Here is an 18,570-nt window from a genome sequence, read left to right on the forward strand (position 1 = left end):
GCCCGTGCGGGAGTTCATCGTCGAGGCGGACGGCGGGTCGCGGGGCAACCCGGGGCCCGCGGGGTACGGGGCCGTGGTGAGTGACGCGGCGACGGGGGAGACCCTCGCGGAGGCGGCCGAGTACCTCGGCGTCGCCACGAACAACGTCGCCGAGTACCGGGGCCTGCTGGCCGGCCTGCGCGCCGCGCACGAGCTGGACCCGGAGGCCACGGTCCACGTCCGGATGGACTCCAAGCTGGTCGTCGAGCAGATGACGGGCCGCTGGAAGATCAAGCACCCGGGTATGAAGCCGCTCGCGGCGGAGGCGGCACGGGTGTTCCCGCCGGAGCGGGTGACGTACGAGTGGATCCCGCGCGAGCGCAACAAGCACGCCGACCGCCTGGCCAACGAGGCGATGGACGCGGGCAAGCGGGGGGAGGCGTGGTCGGCCTCGGCCTCCCGGGCCGCCCTGGACACCCCGGCCGCGCGCCCCGTGACGCCGGAACCGACGGGCCCGCCCGGAGACGCGGTGGCGGGCGCGGCCCGCGTCCGCGCCGCACTGGCGCCGACGTCGGAGCCTGTTGGCGCGGGTGCCGCTTCCGCTTCCGAGTCCGCCGGTGCCGGTGCCGAGCCCGCCGGTGCCGGTGCCGGTGCCGAGTCCGCCGGTGCCGCTTCCGCTTCCGGGCCCGCCAGTGCCGGTTCCGAGTCCGCCGGTGCCGGTACCGATTCAGCGTCCGCCGGTGCCGGTGCCGGTTCCAAGCCCGCCGGTGCCAGTGCCAGTTCGGAGCCCGCCGGTGCCAGTGCCAGTTCGGAGCCCGCCGGTGCCGGTGCCGGTTCCAAGCCCGCCGGTGTCAGTGCCAGTTCGGAGCCCGCCGGTGCCGGTGCCGGTTCCAAGCCCGCCGGTGTCAGTGCCGGTGCCGGTTCCGAGTCCGCCGGTGCCGCTTCCGCTTCCGAGCCCGCCGGTGCCGGTGCCGAGTCCGCCGGTACCGGTACCGATTCAGCGTCCGCCGGTGCCGCCGCCGGTGCCGGTGCCGAGTCCGTCGCTGCCGGTGCCGAGACGGCCAGGGCCGACGCCGATGTGCGGGCCGCGCGGGCCGTGGCCACGCCCGGTGCCGGGTGGGCGCCGGCCGATCTGGGCCCGCCGGCCACCTTCGTCCTGCTGCGGCACGGTGAGACCCCGCTGACGCCGCAGAAGCGTTTCTCGGGCAGTGGAGGCAGCGACCCCTCCCTCTCCGACATCGGCCGGGAACAGGCCGCGAAGGTCGCCGCCGCCCTCGCCCGGCGCGGTACCGTCCAGGCGATCGTCGCCTCCCCCCTCGCCCGTACCCGCGAGACCGCCGGCATCGTCGCCGCCCGCCTCGGGCTCGACGTGAGCGTGGAGGACGGGCTGCGCGAGACCGACTTCGGCGCCTGGGAGGGCCTCACCTTCGGCGAGGTCCGCGACCGCCACCCCGACGACCTGAACGCCTGGCTCGCCTCCCCGGACGCCGCACCCACCGGCGGCGGCGAGAGCTTCGCGGCCACCGCGACCCGGGTCGCGGTGGCCCGGGACAAGCTGATCGCCGCGTACGCCGGCCGCACGGTCCTGCTCGTCACGCACGTGACGCCGATCAAGACCCTCGTCCGGCTCGCCCTGGGCGCCCCGGCCGAGGCCCTGTTCCGCATGGAACTCTCGGCGGCCTCGCTGTCCGCGGTGGCGTACTACGCCGACGGCAACGCCAGCGTCCGCCTGTTCAACGACACCTCGCACCTGCGCTGAGCCCCGCCGCCTCGCGGGCCAGCCGCTCGATCCGGTCCCAGTCCCGGTCGGCCACCGCGTCCGCCGGGAGCATCCAGCTCCCGCCCACACAGCCCACGTTGGGCAGCGCGAGATAGTCCGGAGCGGAGTCGGGTCCGATGCCTCCGGTCGGGCAGAAACGGGCCTGCGGGAGCGGGCCGGCCAGTGACTTCAGATAGGCGGTCCCGCCCGCGGCCTGCGCCGGGAAGAACTTCATCTCCCGCACCCCGCGCTCCAGCAGCGCCACCACCTCCGAGGTGGTCGACACCCCCGGCAGGAACGGCACCCCGGACCCCCGCATGGCGTCCAGCAGAACGTCCGTCCACCCCGGGCTGACCAGGAACCGAGCCCCGGCGTCCACCGCCTCGCCCACCTGCTCGGGCGTGATCACCGTCCCGGCCCCGACCACGGCCTTCGGCACCTCGCCGGCGACCGCACGGATCGCGTCGAGCGCGGCGGGCGTCCGCAGGGTCACCTCGATCGCGGGCAGCCCCCCGGCCACCAGCGCACGCGTCAGCGGTACGGCGTCGGCGGCGTCCTCGATGACGACGACGGGCACGACAGGGGCGAGATCGAGAACCGAGGGGGAGGAGGGCAGGGGAGAGCTCATGGCGCCATCCTGCCCGCACTGGCGCAGAGTGCGCAAAGGTCGTTGCGCATCGCGCAATGGAGGGCTCGGGCCGGGCAGGGCAGGGTCAGTGCACCTCGTCCACCAGCACGTCCAGCGCCCACGCCGTCCCCGCCCTGGCAGGCGCCGCCGCCTCCACCTCGTACCCGAGGCCCCGCAGCGCCTCCACCAGCTCCGCCGGGTTCTTCGGCGCCGCCCCGGTCGTCAGCAGGCTCCGTACGATCCGCCCCTTGGTCGCCTTGTTGAAGTGGCTGACCACCTTCCGGGTCGGCGCGTGCAGCACGCGGACGGTCGCCGTCCGCTCGGCCACCTCGCCCTTCGGCCGCCAGGCCGCCGCGTACGCCGCCGACCGCAGGTCCAGGACCAGCCCGTTCCCCGCCGCCTTCGGCAGCACCTCGGCCATCGGCGCCCGCCAGTGTCCGCTCAGTGCTCCCAGCCCGGGCAGTCTCACGCCCATCGAGCAGCGGTAGGAGGGGATCCGGTCGGTGACCCGGACCGCGCCCCACAGCCCGGAGAAGACCAGCAGGGACGTGGCGGCCCGCCGCTTCGCCGCCGTGTCGAGGGACGCCAGGTCCAGGGCGTCGTACAGGACGCCGGTGTAGATCTCCCCGGCGGGCCGCGCCCCGGCGGTCCGCAGCTCCGCGTTCTTCGCGACCTCGCCCCGCAGCCCCTCGCTCAGCCCGAGCACCTCGCGCGCCTTGTCCTCGTCGCCGGTGCACAGGTCCACCAGCTCGGCGAGGGCGGCCTCCCGTGCGGCGGCCAGCCCCGGAAGCGACAGCGACTCGGGCTTCAGCGGGGCACCGCGGCCGGAAGCGGCCTTGCCTTCGGACGGCGGCAGCAGGACAAGCACACGTACTCCTTCGGGTAGAGCTCCGAGTCAGGGTACGGCGTGCGTCAGCCGGTCCAGTTCGGCGCCGTAGAGCACGGCGGGGTCGAAGCCCATGCCGGTGAAGTGGCCCGCCAGCTCCAGGGACAGCACGCCGTGCAGGCGGGTCCAGAAGGACAGCGCGCGGCGCAGGGCGGCCGGGTCGGCGGGGTGGTCGCCCGCCCACTGGCGGTGCTGCGCGAGATGGGCTTCGAGGCCGGGGCTGTCCGCGTGGTCCTCGGTGAGCCGGGCGGCGTCGAGGAGGGTCGCCATGATCTCGCGCGCGATCGTGGTGACGTCGTCGGGGGCGTGGTAGCCGGGGACGGGGGTGCCGTAGACGAGGAAGTAGCGCTGGGGGTCGTCGAGTGCCCACGCGCGCAGCGCGCGTCCCAGTCCGGCCAGGTCCGCGCCGGGCGCGGCGGCGGCGCGGACGGCGTCGGCGAGACTGCGGTAGGCGTCCCGGATCAGCTCGGTGATCAGATCGTCGCGGCCGGCGAAGTACCGGTAGAGCGCGGGTCCGCTCATGCCCATCTGCTTGGCGATGGCGTTCAGCGACAGCCCCGGCGCCCCCGACGCGGCGATCTGCTCCCGGGCGCGCTCCTTGATCTCCGCCCGCACCTGACTCCGGTACCGCTCGCGAGGCGTCCGCCCCTCCTTGCCCGCCACCACCGTGCCCCTTCCGCCGTCGCCGCCCGGGTCGCCCGGTCCGGTTAGACGGTATCACCGAAGGGAAGGGCTACAGCGGGACCGGCCTGGCCAGGGCGCGTACGAGTCCGTCCGCGTCGTCCGCGTGGAAGCGGACCACACGGACCTCATGACACCGTCCGAAGGAGGTGACGTGGGCGACCGGCTCGGTGAGTTCCACCGTGACGGTCGTCTGTGAGCCGACGGCGACGTCGAGCTCGCCCTCGGCCTTCTCGTGCGTCATCCGCAGCTCCCGCCGGACCGAGGCGATCCGCTCCAGCGGTATCCGCAGATCGACGTGGAGGGCCTGGCGCACCCGCAGCACGCCCGGGCCGAGGACATGGGGACGCACGACGGACGCGGCGTGCAGCGCGACGACGAAGACCACGGTGTACACGTCCAGGAAGAGCACCACCGCGTGGAGGACCGGCCAGTCGGCGAGCAGCACGGACATCGCGACCGTCTCCACCACGCACACGAACGCCAACCCGGACATCATGGCCGCCTGCCCGCCCGCGTACCCGAACGCCCGCCCGTCGCCGGTGCCGTGCGTGCGCCGCACCAGCCACAGTCCGAGGCTCGCCATCAGCCGCAGCTCGTGCCGTGCCAGCGCCCGGGCCACCCGCACGCCCCTCACGACCGGCCCTCCGCGACGATCCGCAGCGTCCGGCGGATCGCCTCCGCCTGGGCGGGCGCGAAGTCGGCGTAGACAGCCCGCAGGAAGCTGTCGCTCGCGTCGATGCCCTCCCCCTCGGTCACCAGCTCGGCCGGCACGCACGCGGCGAGGGCCTGGGCGGCCTCCTCCACCCGCGGGTCGTCCGGACCGACGTCGGCGAGCGCGTCGAGCAGCCCGTACACGGTCAGTGCCCGCTCCACCCCGCCCGGCGCCCCCACCACCTCGCTGAGCAGCCCCATCATCCGCTCCCGTTCCTCCGGTGGCGCCGCGGTCTCGATGAGGGCCAGCAGTTCCCGGTCCTTGGCGGCCGTGGGGGAGTCGGTGACGTCCCCCACCTCGCGGAACAGCGCGGCCAGTTCGGTCGACACCGGCCCCTCGGCCACCAGCCCGCCCTCCGACTCCAGCAACGTCCGCAGCCGCGCCCGCCGCTCCCGGATCGCCTCCTCCTGCCGCGCCAGATCCTCGTCCAGCTCCGTCAGCACCTCGACGAGGTCCTTCCCGGCGTCGTCCGCGAGGACGTCCCGCACCTCGGCGAGCCCCAGCCCCAGCTCGGTCAGCCGCCTGACCCGGGCGAGGACGACGGCGTGCCGCAGGGTGTAGTCCCGGTAGCCGTTGGCCCGCCGCTCCGGCTCCGGCAACAGTCCCAGATGGTGGTAGTGCCGCACCGCCCGCGTGGTGACGCCGACGGCGGCGGCGAGTTCTCCGATCCGCATGGGACCAGTAGAAACGTTGACGTTGCGACAGGGTCAAGCCACGCTGACCGCGACGGTGCCGGCCGCCTTCGCCCTGATCCTCACCGGCCCGGTCCTGGCGACGGCCACCGCGCCGCGGCCCGGCTCGGGCCCGGTAGCATGGTCGGCACGGCAGACGAGCCGGGCGGGCGGCCGCGTGGAGTCCCTCACGGGGCTCCCCGAGGAACGTCCGGGCTCCATAGGGCAGGGTGATGGCTAACGGCCACCCGGGGTGACCCGCGGGACAGTGCCACAGAAAGCAAACCGCCCGGTGCTTCGGCACCGGGTAAGGGTGAAACGGTGGTGTAAGAGACCACCAGTGCCCAGGGTGACCTGGGCAGCTAGGTAAACCCCACCCGGAGCAAGGTCAAGAGGAGCGCCGTGAAAAGCGCTCTGCGCGGACGTTCGAGGGCTGCCCGCCCGAGTCCGCGGGTAGACCGCACGAGGCCGGCGGCAACGCCGGCCCTAGATGGATGGCCGTCGCCGGCGGGACCGCGAGGACCCGCCGGAACAGAACCCGGCGTACAGCCCGACTCGTCTCTCGCCGGGGGTCTGATCAGGGCTTACGTCCTGGTCAGACCCCCGGGCCGTGTCTCTTTCGGAGCCACGTTTTCCCTGGGATTCCCGGGGCTTCCCGCGCGAATGTGCACCCGTTGTGCACCGCGCCCGCCTGCTTACGTGATCAGCCGCGCCCCGCCGTGATCTTTCCGGCGGGGTGTTCCGGCGTGCCCGGAAACGAATGAAGCCCCCAGACCGTGGACCAGGCCGAGGCGTACGTGGCCGAGCACGGGTACGCCACCGCCTTCTGCAAGACCTCCACGGTGCCCGCCGAGGCCACGCCCACCGCCGTGGCGGAGACCGCCGCACCGGCCGAGGAGCCGGACGAGGCCGTGGACTTTTCCGTGGAGGTGGACAACCGGGACCAGTTCGGCAAGCAGCGCCGGGAAGCGGTCATCGGGATCATCCAGGCCCTGGGCGGCGAGTACATGTACACGTCGGTGAAGAACCGCCACAAGACCGGGAACGACGCCTTCACCATCACCACCACCGGCCCGGCCGCCTGGGAGCGCGCCGTGGGCCAGTGGCTGGCCGCCACGGAGGCCGAGCTGGTGACCGTGACGGAGAACGCCAAGGTCGAGGCCAAGGCCATGGAGGGCGTGACCGCGAACGACAGGCAGAAGGCAGGGAAGCGCGCAGCCCGGGAGTTCATCACCGCCGCCGGGCAGTGCGCGGCCGAGGAACTGACCGGCCGCTGAGAACGTCACGGCCCACCCCTCCCGGTGGTGGGGATGGGCCATGGTTCCGCTCCGTTAGGCCGACGGCTACGCACAGGAGCCGCCGCGGCGGGCTCGTGGGCGGCGCTGCTCCTCCTTCACGGCGTCGAACAGGTCCGGTTCACGTGGGGGAGTCGGCCGTGCCGACAGCCGGTCGAACACCGCGCACTCCTTCTCCACCACCGCACCCGGCGGCGTCCAGCGCAGCACCCCGACCGCAGGCCCCGGAGTCAGTCCCAGCTCCTCCACCTGCTTCCGAGTCAGGTAGCGCTCCGGGAGCGTCGCCGGGGTGAACACCGGCAGGCTCGGGCGGGGCGGTTCGGCCCCGGGCTCGCTGTAGTACGGCTCCCCCAACAGGTCCCAACCCCGGGGTGTGCGCGTGCGGCGGGTTCTCGGCGGCATGGGGCCATCCTGCCCGGCGCGGGGGCAGCAGCGCCCGGGAATCGCATGGCACGGTCCGCGGGGTGCCGGACGCACCACGGCCCCCGCCGCAGCGGAGGCTGTGGGGGCAAGCTGTACGAGCTGGGGCTACGCGGCGGCGACCTTCACCAGGAAGTCCGCGTTCGCGGCCAGGTCGTGGCCCAGGACCACCGAGTGGTGGGGCAGTTCGGCCAGGCGCTCGGCCACCGCCTGGCGCGCGTCGGTGGTGCCGCCGCCATCGACGCGGGCCAGCTCGAACACGTCCGGGTACCGGTCCTCGGTCTTCCCGCTCATGAAGTCCGCTTCACTGAGCTGCCGCCCGCCCTCGGCCACGGCCGGGGTCGCGCCTGGCTCGATACGGGGGAACACCAGCGCGGCAGCCTGCCCGCCGGTCGCCAGGTCCAGGCCGAACCAGGCGGGGAACTGGTCGGGGAACACCTGCGCCTTCAACTCCCCCCCTCCGTCCCACAGCGGTTCCCGCTGCCCGGCCAGCAGCGCGTCCGTCACCCGCTGGTGCTGGGTGGGGTGCAGTGACTCCCCGGCCTCCAGCCGCTCCCGGGCCACGTCGAACCAGCCCAGCGCGTCCAGCAGTCCCAGGCCGAGCGCGGCGGCCGAGGGCCACGGCAGCACGTCCACGCCCCCGGCGGCGTTGACGCGGACGAACACTCGGTCGTTGGCCAGCAGCTCCCACCCGTGGCGGGCGGCCATCGCCACGGCGCTGGTGGTCTTGCCTGCGCCCTTGGACCCGAACGCCAGGATCACCCGGCCGTCCAGGGCGACGGCGGAGGCGTGCAGCACGGACCAGCCGGAGCGCAGCAGCACGCCGCGCATGGCCTCCCGCGCCAGGCGGGCGGCGGCGGTGGCCACCGGCTCGGTATCGCACCCCACGATGGTCAGCCGCCCGGTGGCGGTCTCCGACCGGTAGGCCAGGCCCTCCTCCGGGGAGACAGCCGTGATGACGCCCTCCGCGTCGTCCCGGGCCACCAGGGTGTGGGCCTTGGCGTAGGTGGTGCTCGTGTGCGGGGCCTGGGTTACGGCCAGGGCGGCGTCCGCGTACTGCGGGGCGTCCACGTCGGCCACGACCAGCGGGGCCGCACAGACGCTCTCCGGGGCTGCGTCGGTGGCGTTCCACCACGGCCCGAAGTAGCGGCGGGACCAGTCGGTGACGGCCTGGGTGGAGGAGAGCACGGACACGGCCGCGTCGGCGGCGTCCAGGCGGGTGGCGTAGGTGGTCACGGGGTCCTCACTGTCGGAAGTGGACTGGATGGGGTGCCGCGCAACGCCCGGTAGGCGGCGCGGAGTTTGGTGTGGGCGGCGTCGAGCTGGCGGGCCTCTGCCTCGTCCAGGGCAGGCAGGCACGGTAGGGGACGCCCGGCCGTGAACCGCAACGGAATTCCCAGCCACCCGTCCCGGTACGGCGCGGACAGCTCCACCAGCCCGTCCTCCACACCGAGCGCCAGGCGCAGCGCGGTGACGACCGCACCGGCCGGTCCGGAGCGGGTGCGGCCTATCCCGGCGTTGATCCGTCCGGGTCGGGTGGTCAGCTCGTCGCGTACCTGCTGGAGGGGGACGGGCAGGGGATGGCCGTTGACGCGGGTGGCCGAGGCACACACCACGGCGGCGTCCCCGTGCTCCCCGATCACGTGGCCGTCCACGGCGCCCATCGGCACGTCCAGCAGGCGTGCCAGGGTGAGGCGGTAGCGGGCGCTGTCCAGGTTGGAGCCGACGCCGAACACCCGAGCGCAGCCCGAGGCGTCGGCAAACAGGCGGGCCATCACGTCCACCGGGTTGGTGACCATCAGCACCCTGCCGGTGTAGCCGCGCAACACCGCGCCAAGGGCCTGGATCACGGGCGCGTTGGCGTGCGCGCCGCCCATACGCACGTCCGTGGTGTGGGAGTTGGTGAAGCGGGCGCGCACGGCCACCACCACGGCCCGGCAGTCCACCAGCTCGGCCACGGACACGGCGGCCGGGCGCACTGGGGAGCCGACCGCCGCGCGCATGTCGTCCAGGTCGGCCACCAGGGCGGCCGTCTGCTTGGGCGTCCGGGAGGTGATCAGCAGCCGGGCGCACAGCCCGGAGGCCACCAGCGCCCCGGCCACGGCCTGCCCGACCGTTCCCGCCCCGATGACGCCGACCGCCGACACCGGGGGCGCGGGCGGGGTCATGAGGCCACCGCCAGGGCATGGTCCAGGGCATGGTCCAGGGCGCGGTACCATACGCCGCATACGTCCGCGCCGGTCGCCAGGTCGGCGCTCACCGCGTCCACCAGCGTGCACACCGCCACGGCGCGCTCCACCAGGGCCAGGCCGTGGCCGGGCAGCGGCAGCGCGGAGGGCGCGGACAGGTACGTGGTCAGGATGTTGGTGGTGTCCATCAGCCACAGTGTCAGCAGCTCCCGCAGCCACACCCGCCACGCCTGGCGGGACAGCCGCAGCGCCCGCGCCTGCCCGAACACGCCCAGCCCCTCCACGACCTGGCGTGCGGTGGCCGCACCGGGCTGGCGGGCGGCCATGAACAGCACGGTCCGGCTGAGCAGCCTGGACACGTCCACGCTCGGACCGGCCCGTAACAGCCCGGGGTCCAGCAGCACCGGCCGCCCCTCGGGTCCGTTCGGAAACACGTGCTCCGGCTTGAGGTCCCCGTACGCCAGCGTGGTGTGCGTGGCCGGGGCCAGGCCCATACGCAGCCGGTGCAGCCGCGCCACGGCACGGCGCAGCAGCTCCACCACCTCCTGGCGCTGCCCGGGGGCGCACCGCTCGGCGCCCAGGCGGTCCACGTACACCGACCCGGACAGGCCGTTGAACTTGCGCAGGAACGTGCCCGTCATGCTGCGTTCCCCGATCACCCCGCCCGGCTCCAAGCGGCGCACGACGTCCGGCCGGTGCAGCGGGCGCAGCTCCGCGAGCGGCACCGCCAGCAGCTCGGCCGTGTCCCCGGGGCGCGCCAGCAGCAGCTCTCCCAGGGTCGGGCCGGTCACCCGCTCGGTGAACATCACACCCCGGCTCGTCCCGGCGAGCGCGCACACCCGGGGCTGCTCCATGCCGGCCAGGAGCAGGAGCTGGGCGGCCTCCCGCTCCAGCAGGCCGTCCGCGCGCTGCACGTACTGCCGTTGTGCCTCCACGACGTTGGGCCAGTTGCCGCACGCGCCGCGCAGCAGGGACACCAGGGAGACGCCCAGGACGGACACCTTCGCGTACAGGATGCGGTCTCCCACCCGGGCGCGGTGCACGTAGCTGGTGACGCTGGGCACGTGCTGCTCCAGGCAGACCGGTACGCCGGGCCACAGGTCGGCGGCGGCCCGGTGGATCTGGGCAGCGGCGTGCACGAAGACCTCCCCGACGCCGGGCCGGGTCAACACCTCACGCAGAGGTGGAGCGGTGGGAACGTCGATGGTCACGAACGCCTCCTTCGTTGGCTTGCTGTCCGTGCACGGCAGGTACTCCGGGCCGGAAAGGTCGGGCCTCCCTCCCCGACGGGGGACGCAGGGAGGGAGGTGGTCGAGGCCGCCCCGGCTCCGGGCTGTCCGGCCTTCCGGAGACGGGGCGGCGGCTTATCTCTCGCCCTCGACGGGCGGCAGGCACTCCGGCGCGCAGACCCACAGCCGGAACAGCAGCCCGAGGTGGCGCACCTCGCCCCACACACGGCCGCCGCTCCCCAGGGGACGGGCGCACCGGGCGCAATCCATGGCCATCTGCTGCCGGGGTCGGAGCCGGGCCACGTCCGGCAGGCTCCCCACCGGCTGCCCGCTCATGGCTTCGTGTCCGTGCGCAGCTCAGCCCCCATCCGTTTCCCGCCGTGCACCAACTCGCTGCCCCAGTCGTTGGCGAGCGCTTCGACGAGGAGGAGGCCACGCCCGTGCTCGGCGTCGGCGGGCGGAACGACCGGGGTGGGTCTCGTGCGGGAGGTGTCCGTGACGACGATCCGCGCGGACCCCTCACCGGTGCGGGTGATGGAAGCGCCGACCGTGGCGGCGTCGGTGTGCTCCACGGCGTTGGCGACCAACTCAGTGACGATCTGCTCAGCAGCGAAGGACAGGTGCGGAAGGCCCCAGGTTTCCAGGGCCAGCGCTATGTCCCGGCGCGCCTGGGTCGCGGCCTCCGGCCGTGCCGGGTAACGCTCCTGGTAGCGCTGTGGTCCTACGGATGCAGCCGTCATGGTCATCGTCGCGTCCCTCGGAGGTGCTCGCGTTCCGTGTGCACCAACTAACCGGCCACCAGGGGGCCGCGTGCATGACGAACACCGCCCGCGTGCTCGCACTGACCCTGACGAATTGGCCACCCCTTTACTTTCTGGGGTGTGCGCGCCACCCCTACCGTGATCCCATGGCGCGGAGCAAAAACCAGGACCTCGCGGACTGGATGGACCATCACCAGGTGACGGCCGTTGAACTGGCCGAGCTGGTCAACGACGCCATGGACCAGCTCACGGGGAGACGAGGGAATGTCTCCGAACGCACCGTGTTCCGCTGGTTATCAGGTGAGAACCGATGGCCCCAGGACCGTCAGCGCCTGGCCCTGGAGAACGTCACTGGGCTGCCTGCCACCCGACTGGGATTCGTCCCCCGAGGACGTCAACCGGCGCCCACCCCAGCACCACCGGAGGACCCTGTGCGCCGCCGCGCCTTCATAACCGCCACCACCGGTACCGCCCTGGCGCTCACTGCACCCAACGCCGCCGCCACGCCGCGAACCACCGCGCGCCCTACCGTGGGCCTCGCCGACGTGCAGCGCCTGCGAGACAGGCTCGCCGGGCTGTACGAGCAGGACGACCAGAACGGCGGTGGCCCCGACCTGGAGGAGCAGGCCAACGAGGAGGTACGGCGCACGCTGGGACTCCAGCAGAACGGGAGCGCCACAGGTCGTGTGAGAGGCCGCCTGTACGCCCTGGCCGCCACCTTCACCGCCACCGCCATGTGGGCCGCCGTCGACTCCGGCCGCCTCGATGACGCCCAGCGCTACATGGAGCAGGCCGTCACCCTCGCCGGGCTCTCCGGAGACGGCCAAGTCCAGCACCAGACATGGCGGTATGCGGCCATGCTCGCCGACCAGCGCGGCCGTCACGCGGACGCCATCGCCGCAGCCGAGGCCGCCATGGTCACAGCCGCACACCGCAGAGACCCCCTGTACGCGTCGCTCAGCAGCGCCCGCCTGGCACTGGCGACCGCCAGCGCGGGCGACCGTACGAGAGCCCTGCGAGCCCTGGACCGAGCCGCCTCCACCTTCGGCCGCGCCGACCTCGCCCAGCTCCGGCCCGCCTCGATGGGCTTCTACACCCTCGGGGAACTCCACGGACTGACCGGCATCACCCACTACCGGCTGGGCCGCGCCGCCGATGCCGAGTACTACGCCCACCAGTGCCTGGCCGCCCTCCGCGACGACCAGCACCGAAACCGGGCCTACTACACCGCCCAGGCCGCCCTAGCGCAGCTAAAGCAGGGCGATTTGGAGCAGGCGACCATCACCGCCGCCGCTGTGATGCCGCCGTCCGGCACTGTGCCCACCGGTCGCGTCCCCCGCCTCCTGGGCACCTTCACCTCCGCCTTGAACATGAAGGCGCCAGGCGCCGCGATCACCCGCGAGTGGAACGAACGCGCCCGAGCCCGCTTGACCCAACCATCCGAAGGAGACACCCAGTGACCGCGCCAGCCGACACCGTGGAACTCATCCGGTACAGCCATGACCAGTTCCCCGACATCAGGCCCACCCTGGTCTCGCTTTACGCCGAGGTGTACGCCGACCAGCTCTCTGACCCGTTCTTCTCCGTGGAACGGTTTGACCAACGGCTGGAGGGATACGCCTCCCGGTCCGGGTGGGAAGCCGTTGTGGCGTACGACGGGGGCGAGGCCGCCGGGTACGCCTTCGCCTCCACGCTTCCCAAGGGCTCGGCCTGGTGGGCGGGCATGCTTCAGCCGCTGCCGGAGGAGGAGGCGGTGGAGGACGGGAACCGCACCCTGGCCTTGTTCGAGCTGATGGTGCGCAAGCCCTGGCGCGGCACCGGCTTGTCCCGGCGCATCCATGAGGAGCTGCTGGCCGGGCGCTCCGAGGAGCGGGTGACGCTCCTGGTGGAGCCGACCCACCCAAAGGTCAAGGCGCTGTATGAGAGCTGGGGTTACCGCAACGTCGGGGATCAGCAGCCGTTCCCCGACGCCCCGGTCTACGCCACGATGGTGCGCACCCTGACCTAAGCAACCGCGGCGGCTCCGTTCGGTAACGGCCGGCGGAACGGAGCGGAGTTGCTGCGCGGGTCAGCCGTCCCCGAACAAGCCGAGCTGTGCGACGACGGGCGCGGCCTGGTCCTCGGGCCTGTCCCGCTACTGGAGCCCGGTCCAGGAGAACGGCCTGTGCCGGGCGTTCAACCTGGCGAAGGACAAGGCGCGGACCAAGGGCGTCATGGTCCCGGAGGCTGCCACCTTCGGGGACCTGCGCGACTTCATGAACGCGGTGCTGATCGCTACCGGTGTGCCGCCGCGCAGCGTACAAGGCCGGATGCGGCACGGCACCCTGGCCGAGACGCTGGACACGTACGGCTTCGCTCTCGAAGTGGACTGGGAGAACGCGCCCGCCTTGTTCGAGGAGCTGTACGGCTTCCCGGCGCCGTCCGGTCTTCCGGAGGCCGCCCTGGTGCCCCAGGCGGAGCGGGAGCTGGCCCGTGCTGGCCTCCTGCTCCGGGCTCCGGCGGGGGGCGTTGTGCTCACCGCCGCGCAGCGATGACCATGTGACCCACCCACCACACGGCTTAAGGTATCCGCGATGACCACGGTTGATCAGCGCCCCGCCCGCCTCGGCGCGCGGGTACACACGGCTCCGGCCGCTGTGCACCCGTTGTGCACCGGGCAGGGTGGCGCGGCGCTGCTTCCCAGGCCAGCGGCTGCAAAGACTTACCGGGAGACGATCCCCGGCGTACAGCCCGACTCGTCTGCCGCTACCTGCAGCTGTGCTGCGGAAAGGGCCTCAGACCTGCGTCTCAGGCCCTTTCCGATCTTTCGAGGGCTTGCCGCGTCAGGCGGCGGGAAATCCCTCGGAGGTCCCTCGGACGGCGCTGGAAGTCCCTGAAAGTCCCAGGAGCAGAGGGACGGGCGACGCTGCTCCCCATCCCCGCACCCCGCCGCGACCTGGAACATGTCCTGCTCCGGTCCGCATGGCGCCGCCACCACCCGTACGAAGCCGCGGACTGCCACCGCCGCTGGAGCAACGTCACGGCGGAAGCGACCAGCTGACCGGACACGGAAGATCAACCCGTACAGCCGCCGTGTCGGAGCCGCGAGGGAAGACCGCTCGTTCGTACCACTTCTGTTCGCCGAGTGCTCCTCGGCGTCGATATTTATCTTCCCTAAAAAAGAAGTGATCATTATTATCTTACGGTCGCAGGACGCGAATCATAGAGGGGGCGCTATGGATCTGAAGGTGCTGGGCTTGCTCACCGTCCACGAGAGCGGGACGCCCATCGTTCCCACCGAGGCATCGGCCCGTCAGCTGCTCGCACTGCTCGCGGCCCATGCCGACCACATCGTGCCGACGGCCGTCCTGACACAGGAACTCTGGCCGGAAGGCCCACCGCATCATGCGGGGGAGATGATAGAGAGCCACGTCCGGCGGCTGCGCGAGCTGATCGACGCCGCGCTGGGCCTCCGCCGCGAAGAGGCGGCGGGCGCACCCACCGCGTCCGGACGCCGGACGGCGTGCGACGTCCTCGTCACGCTGTCCGGCGGCTACCGGCTCGACACCGGAGGCGGTACCTCCGACCTCCGCGTGTTCCAGCGCGCGGCCGGCGCGGGCTACCGGGCCATGGAGCTGGAGGACTACGAGACGGCGGCCGAACGGCTGGGCGAGGCCCTGGCGTTGTGGACGGCCGACGCGTACACCGGAGTGGTGACCGGCCCCCATCTGCGGGCCCACATCGCCCGCCTCGAACAGGCGCGGCTGCGGGCCCTCGACCAGTGGGTCGAGGCGCAGCGCAGGCTCGGCCGCCGGCACGACCTCTACACCGGTCTGTCCGTCTTCCTCTCCCGATTCCGCAACTCGCCGGCCCGGTACGAGGTGATGGTGACGGAGCTCGGAACGCGGCGCGGATCACGGGCGTGTGGTGCGGCCGTACCCGCAGGCGGCCCGCGGCGGTCCGCGTCGGGACCGTTCGGCACGCGGCGCGCCGCGTGCTTCCCGTCCGTCACCCTTCCCCGTCTCCAGTTGACCGGAGGATCACCGGCGAACTGATTTCGGGCCGATAACGGGCGAAAACGCGCACGACGGGCTGGGAGGGCTCCCACATCATGACGGTTTCGCGTACCCATGACACCGGCCTGATGGCCGTCCTCGAACTCCTCGCCGAACAGGCTCCGTCAGGCCGGTTCGACGAGGTGTTGCAACGAGCCCGGCGCGACGGCACCACGGAACAGGAACTGGCCCGTCTGGAGCGTGCCGTGCACCTGGCCCGTGGCGTACAGGCCTGGCAGGGACAGCATCGTCAGCGCGAGGACGGCCTGGCCGACCTGGTCGACACGGCACGGGACCTGACGTCCCGCCATGACGTCGAGTCCCTGCTCCAGGTGGTCACCCGGAAGGTCAAGCGGCTCCTCAACTTCGACATGACGTCGATCGCCCTCCTGGAGCCGGACGGCGCCCTGCGGGTGCACGTCTGCGACGGCTCGACCACCGCGCTCACCACCGGCCACACGATCCCGGCCTCCTACGGCCTGGGCCACCCGACCCTGGCGGCCAGAGCGCCGCTGTGGACGGCCGACTACCTCGACGACGACACGCTCACGCACGACGAGCGCACCGACGAGGTCGTACGGGCCGAGGGTCTGCACGCCATGATGGCCGTGCCGATGTGCAACGGCGAGCGGACCGCCGGTGTGCTCTACGGCGCCGCCCGCTCCGTGCGCCACTTCAGCCCGGACGAGATAGTGCTGGTCTGCTCGCTGGCGGCGCTCGCCGCCGTCGCCATCGAGCGGGCCGGCAGTTTCGAACAGGCCCAGGGCGAGCTCGCCCGCCTGGAACTGGACGGTTTCCGCACCCGTACGAGCCTGGTCAGGCTGCGACAGCTCAACGAGGCGCACAGCCACACCCTCGGCCTGCTGCTTGCCGGTGCCGACCTCACCACCGTGGCGAAGGCGGCCGGCGACGCGCTGGACTCGGCGCTGCAACTGCGCGACCCGGCCGGGCGGCCGCTCGCCACCAGCGGTGACCTCGGCGATCTGGACGAGTCGGCCGTGGCCGAGGCGGCCCTGGACGCGCACGCCCATCTGCGGCCCGTCGTCACCGCCCAGGGCACCTGGGTCGCCCCGGTGACCGCGGGCGCGGAGGACCTGGGCGTGCTGGTGCTGCGCCCGACCACGGCGCTGGTGGGGGAGGACGAGGGGCTGCTCCGACTGACCGCGCAGACCTTCGCGATCCAGCTCCTCCTGCGGCGCAGTACCGCCGTCGCCGAAGGGCCCGTACGAGACGACCTGTTCGACGAACTCCTCGCGGCCGCCACCCGCAGCGGGCACCAGACGCACTACCTCGTGCAGCGTGCGCGCCGCCTCGGGATCGACCTGGAGGCGCCCCACGTCCTGCTCGTCGCCCATCCCGAGGGCGGCGAGCAGGGACGAGCCGTGGTGTGGGCCTCCTCCTACGCGCACCGGATGACCGGGCTCAAGACGGTCCACAGCGGCAACATCGTGCTGCTCCTGCCGGGGACGGACGCCTCGGCCGCGGCCCGCGCCGTGGCCGACCAGTTGTCACCGCTGCTCGGCCACCCGGTGTCGGTGGGCGCGGCGGGGCCGGGCCGGTGCGCCGCCGACATCGGCCGGATGCACAAGGAGGCACTGCGCTGCCTGGACGCGCTGACCGCGCTCGACGGCGCGGGCAGCACGGCCTCGGCGAAGGACCTCGGCTTCCTCGGCCTGCTGCTCTCCGACGACCACGACGTGGACGGCTACATCCAGTGCGCGATCGGCCCGGTTCTCGACTACGACCGCGACCGGCTCACCGACCTGACCGGCACCCTGGAGTCGTACTTCGCCTCGGGCGGCAGCCAGGCCGGCGCGGCCGACCTGCTGAACGTCCACCCCAACACGGTGTCCCGACGACTCGACCGGGTCACCGACCTGCTCGGCGACGCGTGGCAACAGCCGGGCAAGACGCTGGAGGTGCAGCTGGCGCTGCGGCTGCACCGCTCCCGCGAGGTTCTGCGCCGGCAGCGCCGGGCGGCCACGGACGCCTAGGCGGAGGCGAGTTCGGCCGTACGGCCACTCTCGGAGTCGCCGTCGTAACCGCGGGCGTAACCGTCCCCTGAGTCGCCGGCGTAACCGTCCCCGGAGCCGCCGTGGTAGTCGGCGCCGGACAGCACGACGGCCGCGTGGGCGGCGGAGGCGAGCGTCATGTGCCGGTGCCAGCCGCGGAAGGAACGGCCCACGTAGTCCCGCAGCCCGGTCTCCTCGCCGACGCGCGCGAAGTCCGCGTCCACGCGGCGGGTGAGCTTGGTGAGGCGCAACAGGGGACCGGGGCCCTGCTGCGTCATGCCCGTCAGCCACAGCGCGGACGGCGGACGGGACGGGTCGGTCCACTCACCGAGCAGGGACAGTCCGCGCGTCGCACCGGAAGGATCCGACAGCGTCACCGGGATGGTCGCGGCGAGCGACGTGCGCGGGGCGAGTCCGGCGGCCGTGTCCTGCCACGGCACCGGCCGGCGGACCCCCTTGACGAGCTGGAGGATCCGCTGGGCCGGCAGCGGACCGCCCCGGAAGCCGGGCATGGCGCGGTCCGCGACGGACAGCCGCTGGGTGCCGCTGATCCGGAGGAGGAAGGGGACACCCGCCTCAGAGAGCGGGGCCACCGCCGCCGATAAGTCGCCGTCCCGCAGATCGATCAGAACCGGTCTGCGCGGCCCCCAGCGGCGCGCGGCCTCCAGGGCGACCGCGACGGCGCACTCCTGCGGGCTCTCCGCCCCCGCCTCCTCCGGAACGCCCGCCCGGTCGCGCAGCCTGTGGTCGTGGACCCACTGATCCGGCAGGACCAGACGCCAGTCGACGGGCGCGCTCAGTTCCTGGGAGGCGAGCCACACGCCGAAGGCCTGCTGACCGCGGAACGTCTGGCGCAGGTGCGGGGCGAGCACGCGGTCGACACCGACCGAGTGCTCACCGGTCTTCGGTATCGACATCCGGCGCACCACCCAGGCCTGGACGGCCGTCTTCCGCTCCAGATGGGCGGCCAGCGCGGCGCGCAGCGGCCGCCAGTTCCAGGTGGAGTCGGCGATGAAGTGATGCAGCGTCTGCTCCGTGGCGGGCGGACCCAGATGGGCCGCGATGTTGCGCGCGGTCTTGCGTCCCTGGGTGGTGAGCAGCCCGCGCAGATACTGCTCTCCGCGCTGCCGCTGGTCCTTCCTGGGAAAGGAGGAGAACAACGTGGCGCAGAGTTCGCCGACGGCGTCGTCGGACAAGGCCGGGCCGGCGGGGCGCCGGTTCCGGCGAGGCACCGTCAGCGGTCTTACCGAGTCTCTTCGCCTGATGACAGCTGTGTTCACGACACTCCAACCGTGGGGGGTGGGCCCGCTC

The 18,570-nt window shown here is 73.0% G+C and carries 19 protein-coding genes and 1 other RNA gene; 8 read left to right on the forward strand and 12 right to left on the reverse strand.

Features of this window, described 5'->3' with window-relative positions:
• The first annotated feature begins 4 nt into the window (after window positions 1–4).
• Window positions 5–1,738: a histidine phosphatase family protein gene (locus IE178_RS23470; RefSeq protein WP_193513679.1), complete on the forward strand. Its 1,734-nt coding sequence runs from the start codon at window positions 5–7 to the stop codon at window positions 1,736–1,738.
• Here the strand turns inward: IE178_RS23470 and IE178_RS23475 are convergent.
• From IE178_RS23475 to IE178_RS23495, 5 genes are all read right to left on the reverse strand, one after another.
• The gene (locus IE178_RS23475) at window positions 1,713–2,366 is read right to left on the reverse strand and encodes a bifunctional 4-hydroxy-2-oxoglutarate aldolase/2-dehydro-3-deoxy-phosphogluconate aldolase (protein ID WP_193513680.1); all 654 of its coding nucleotides are present in this window, start codon (window positions 2,364–2,366) and stop codon (window positions 1,713–1,715) included. The two genes, IE178_RS23470 and IE178_RS23475, sit on opposite strands and share 26 nt — an antisense overlap.
• 85 nt (window positions 2,367–2,451) lie before the next feature.
• Window positions 2,452–3,234 (reverse strand): peroxide stress protein YaaA, encoded by a 783-nt coding sequence (gene yaaA / locus IE178_RS23480; protein WP_193513681.1) that lies wholly within the window; start codon window positions 3,232–3,234, stop codon window positions 2,452–2,454.
• Between the two features lie 27 nt (window positions 3,235–3,261).
• Window positions 3,262–3,915: a TetR/AcrR family transcriptional regulator gene (locus tag IE178_RS23485; RefSeq protein WP_193513682.1), complete on the reverse strand. Its 654-nt coding sequence runs from the start codon at window positions 3,913–3,915 to the stop codon at window positions 3,262–3,264.
• Between the two features lie 70 nt (window positions 3,916–3,985).
• On the reverse strand, window positions 3,986–4,519 hold the full coding sequence (locus IE178_RS23490; RefSeq protein ID WP_184765511.1) for a hypothetical protein: 534 nt from the start codon (window positions 4,517–4,519) through the stop codon (window positions 3,986–3,988).
• Between the two features lie 47 nt (window positions 4,520–4,566).
• Window positions 4,567–5,322, reverse strand: a complete 756-nt coding sequence (locus tag IE178_RS23495; protein WP_193513683.1) for a MerR family transcriptional regulator — start codon at window positions 5,320–5,322, stop codon at window positions 4,567–4,569.
• 155 nt (window positions 5,323–5,477) lie between these two features.
• Here IE178_RS23495 and rnpB point away from each other — a divergent pair.
• Together rnpB and IE178_RS23505 are read left to right on the forward strand one after the other, a co-directional pair.
• Window positions 5,478–5,881: RNase P RNA component class A (gene rnpB, locus IE178_RS23500), an RNA gene on the forward strand.
• A gap of 214 nt (window positions 5,882–6,095) precedes the next feature.
• The gene (locus IE178_RS23505) at window positions 6,096–6,596 is read left to right on the forward strand and encodes a hypothetical protein (protein WP_193513684.1); all 501 of its coding nucleotides are present in this window, start codon (window positions 6,096–6,098) and stop codon (window positions 6,594–6,596) included.
• A gap of 66 nt (window positions 6,597–6,662) precedes the next feature.
• Here IE178_RS23505 and IE178_RS23510 read toward each other — a convergent pair whose 3' ends face one another.
• From IE178_RS23510 to IE178_RS23535, 6 genes are all read right to left on the reverse strand, one after another.
• Complete coding sequence (locus tag IE178_RS23510) at window positions 6,663–7,016, reverse strand: hypothetical protein (RefSeq protein ID WP_193513685.1); 354 nt, start codon at window positions 7,014–7,016, stop codon at window positions 6,663–6,665.
• A gap of 126 nt (window positions 7,017–7,142) precedes the next feature.
• Window positions 7,143–8,270, reverse strand: coding sequence for a phosphoenolpyruvate carboxykinase (ATP) (locus tag IE178_RS23515; protein ID WP_318280206.1), 1,128 nt, complete (start codon window positions 8,268–8,270; stop codon window positions 7,143–7,145).
• The gene (locus IE178_RS23520; protein WP_193513686.1) at window positions 8,267–9,202 is read right to left on the reverse strand and encodes a lactate/malate family dehydrogenase; all 936 of its coding nucleotides are present in this window, start codon (window positions 9,200–9,202) and stop codon (window positions 8,267–8,269) included. The genes IE178_RS23515 and IE178_RS23520 overlap by 4 nt, the downstream gene beginning before the upstream one ends.
• Window positions 9,199–10,434 carry a phosphotransferase gene (locus IE178_RS23525; RefSeq protein ID WP_318280207.1) on the reverse strand — a complete coding sequence of 412 codons (1,236 nt, stop codon included), beginning with the start codon at window positions 10,432–10,434 and terminating at the stop codon, window positions 9,199–9,201. Before IE178_RS23525 ends, IE178_RS23520 begins: the two co-directional genes overlap by 4 nt.
• A 153-nt stretch (window positions 10,435–10,587) precedes the next feature.
• The gene (locus tag IE178_RS23530; protein WP_193513687.1) at window positions 10,588–10,788 is read right to left on the reverse strand and encodes a hypothetical protein; all 201 of its coding nucleotides are present in this window, start codon (window positions 10,786–10,788) and stop codon (window positions 10,588–10,590) included.
• Entirely contained in the window at window positions 10,785–11,198 is a 414-nt protein-coding gene (locus IE178_RS23535; RefSeq protein ID WP_318280208.1) for an ATP-binding protein, read from the reverse strand. The genes IE178_RS23530 and IE178_RS23535 overlap by 4 nt, the downstream gene beginning before the upstream one ends.
• A 161-nt stretch (window positions 11,199–11,359) precedes the next feature.
• Here IE178_RS23535 and IE178_RS23540 point away from each other — a divergent pair, with 161 nt between their 5' ends.
• From IE178_RS23540 to IE178_RS23560, 5 genes are all read left to right on the forward strand, one after another.
• A complete protein-coding gene (locus tag IE178_RS23540) occupies window positions 11,360–12,673 on the forward strand; it encodes an NsdA family TPR-like regulatory protein (RefSeq protein WP_193513688.1) in 1,314 nt (437 codons plus the stop codon).
• Complete coding sequence (locus tag IE178_RS23545) at window positions 12,670–13,221, forward strand: GNAT family N-acetyltransferase (RefSeq protein ID WP_193513689.1); 552 nt, start codon at window positions 12,670–12,672, stop codon at window positions 13,219–13,221. Before IE178_RS23540 ends, IE178_RS23545 begins: the two co-directional genes overlap by 4 nt.
• Window positions 13,222–13,426: 205 nt before the next feature.
• A complete protein-coding gene (locus tag IE178_RS23550) occupies window positions 13,427–13,747 on the forward strand; it encodes a site-specific integrase (RefSeq protein WP_193513690.1) in 321 nt (106 codons plus the stop codon).
• A gap of 681 nt (window positions 13,748–14,428) precedes the next feature.
• On the forward strand, window positions 14,429–15,247 hold the full coding sequence (locus IE178_RS23555; RefSeq protein ID WP_193513691.1) for an AfsR/SARP family transcriptional regulator: 819 nt from the start codon (window positions 14,429–14,431) through the stop codon (window positions 15,245–15,247).
• Window positions 15,248–15,303: 56 nt separating this feature from the next.
• Entirely contained in the window at window positions 15,304–17,241 is a 1,938-nt protein-coding gene (locus tag IE178_RS23560) for a helix-turn-helix domain-containing protein (RefSeq protein WP_193513692.1), read from the forward strand.
• Here IE178_RS23560 and IE178_RS23565 read toward each other — a convergent pair.
• Window positions 17,238–18,539 (reverse strand): IS701 family transposase, encoded by a 1,302-nt coding sequence (locus IE178_RS23565; protein WP_438874412.1) that lies wholly within the window; start codon window positions 18,537–18,539, stop codon window positions 17,238–17,240. The two genes, IE178_RS23560 and IE178_RS23565, sit on opposite strands and share 4 nt — an antisense overlap.
• Between the last annotated feature and the right edge of the window lie 31 nt (window positions 18,540–18,570).

Source organism: Streptomyces griseoloalbus (assembly GCA_014650015.1).
GTDB classification, from domain to species: Bacteria; Actinomycetota; Actinomycetes; order Streptomycetales; family Streptomycetaceae; genus Streptomyces; species Streptomyces griseoloalbus.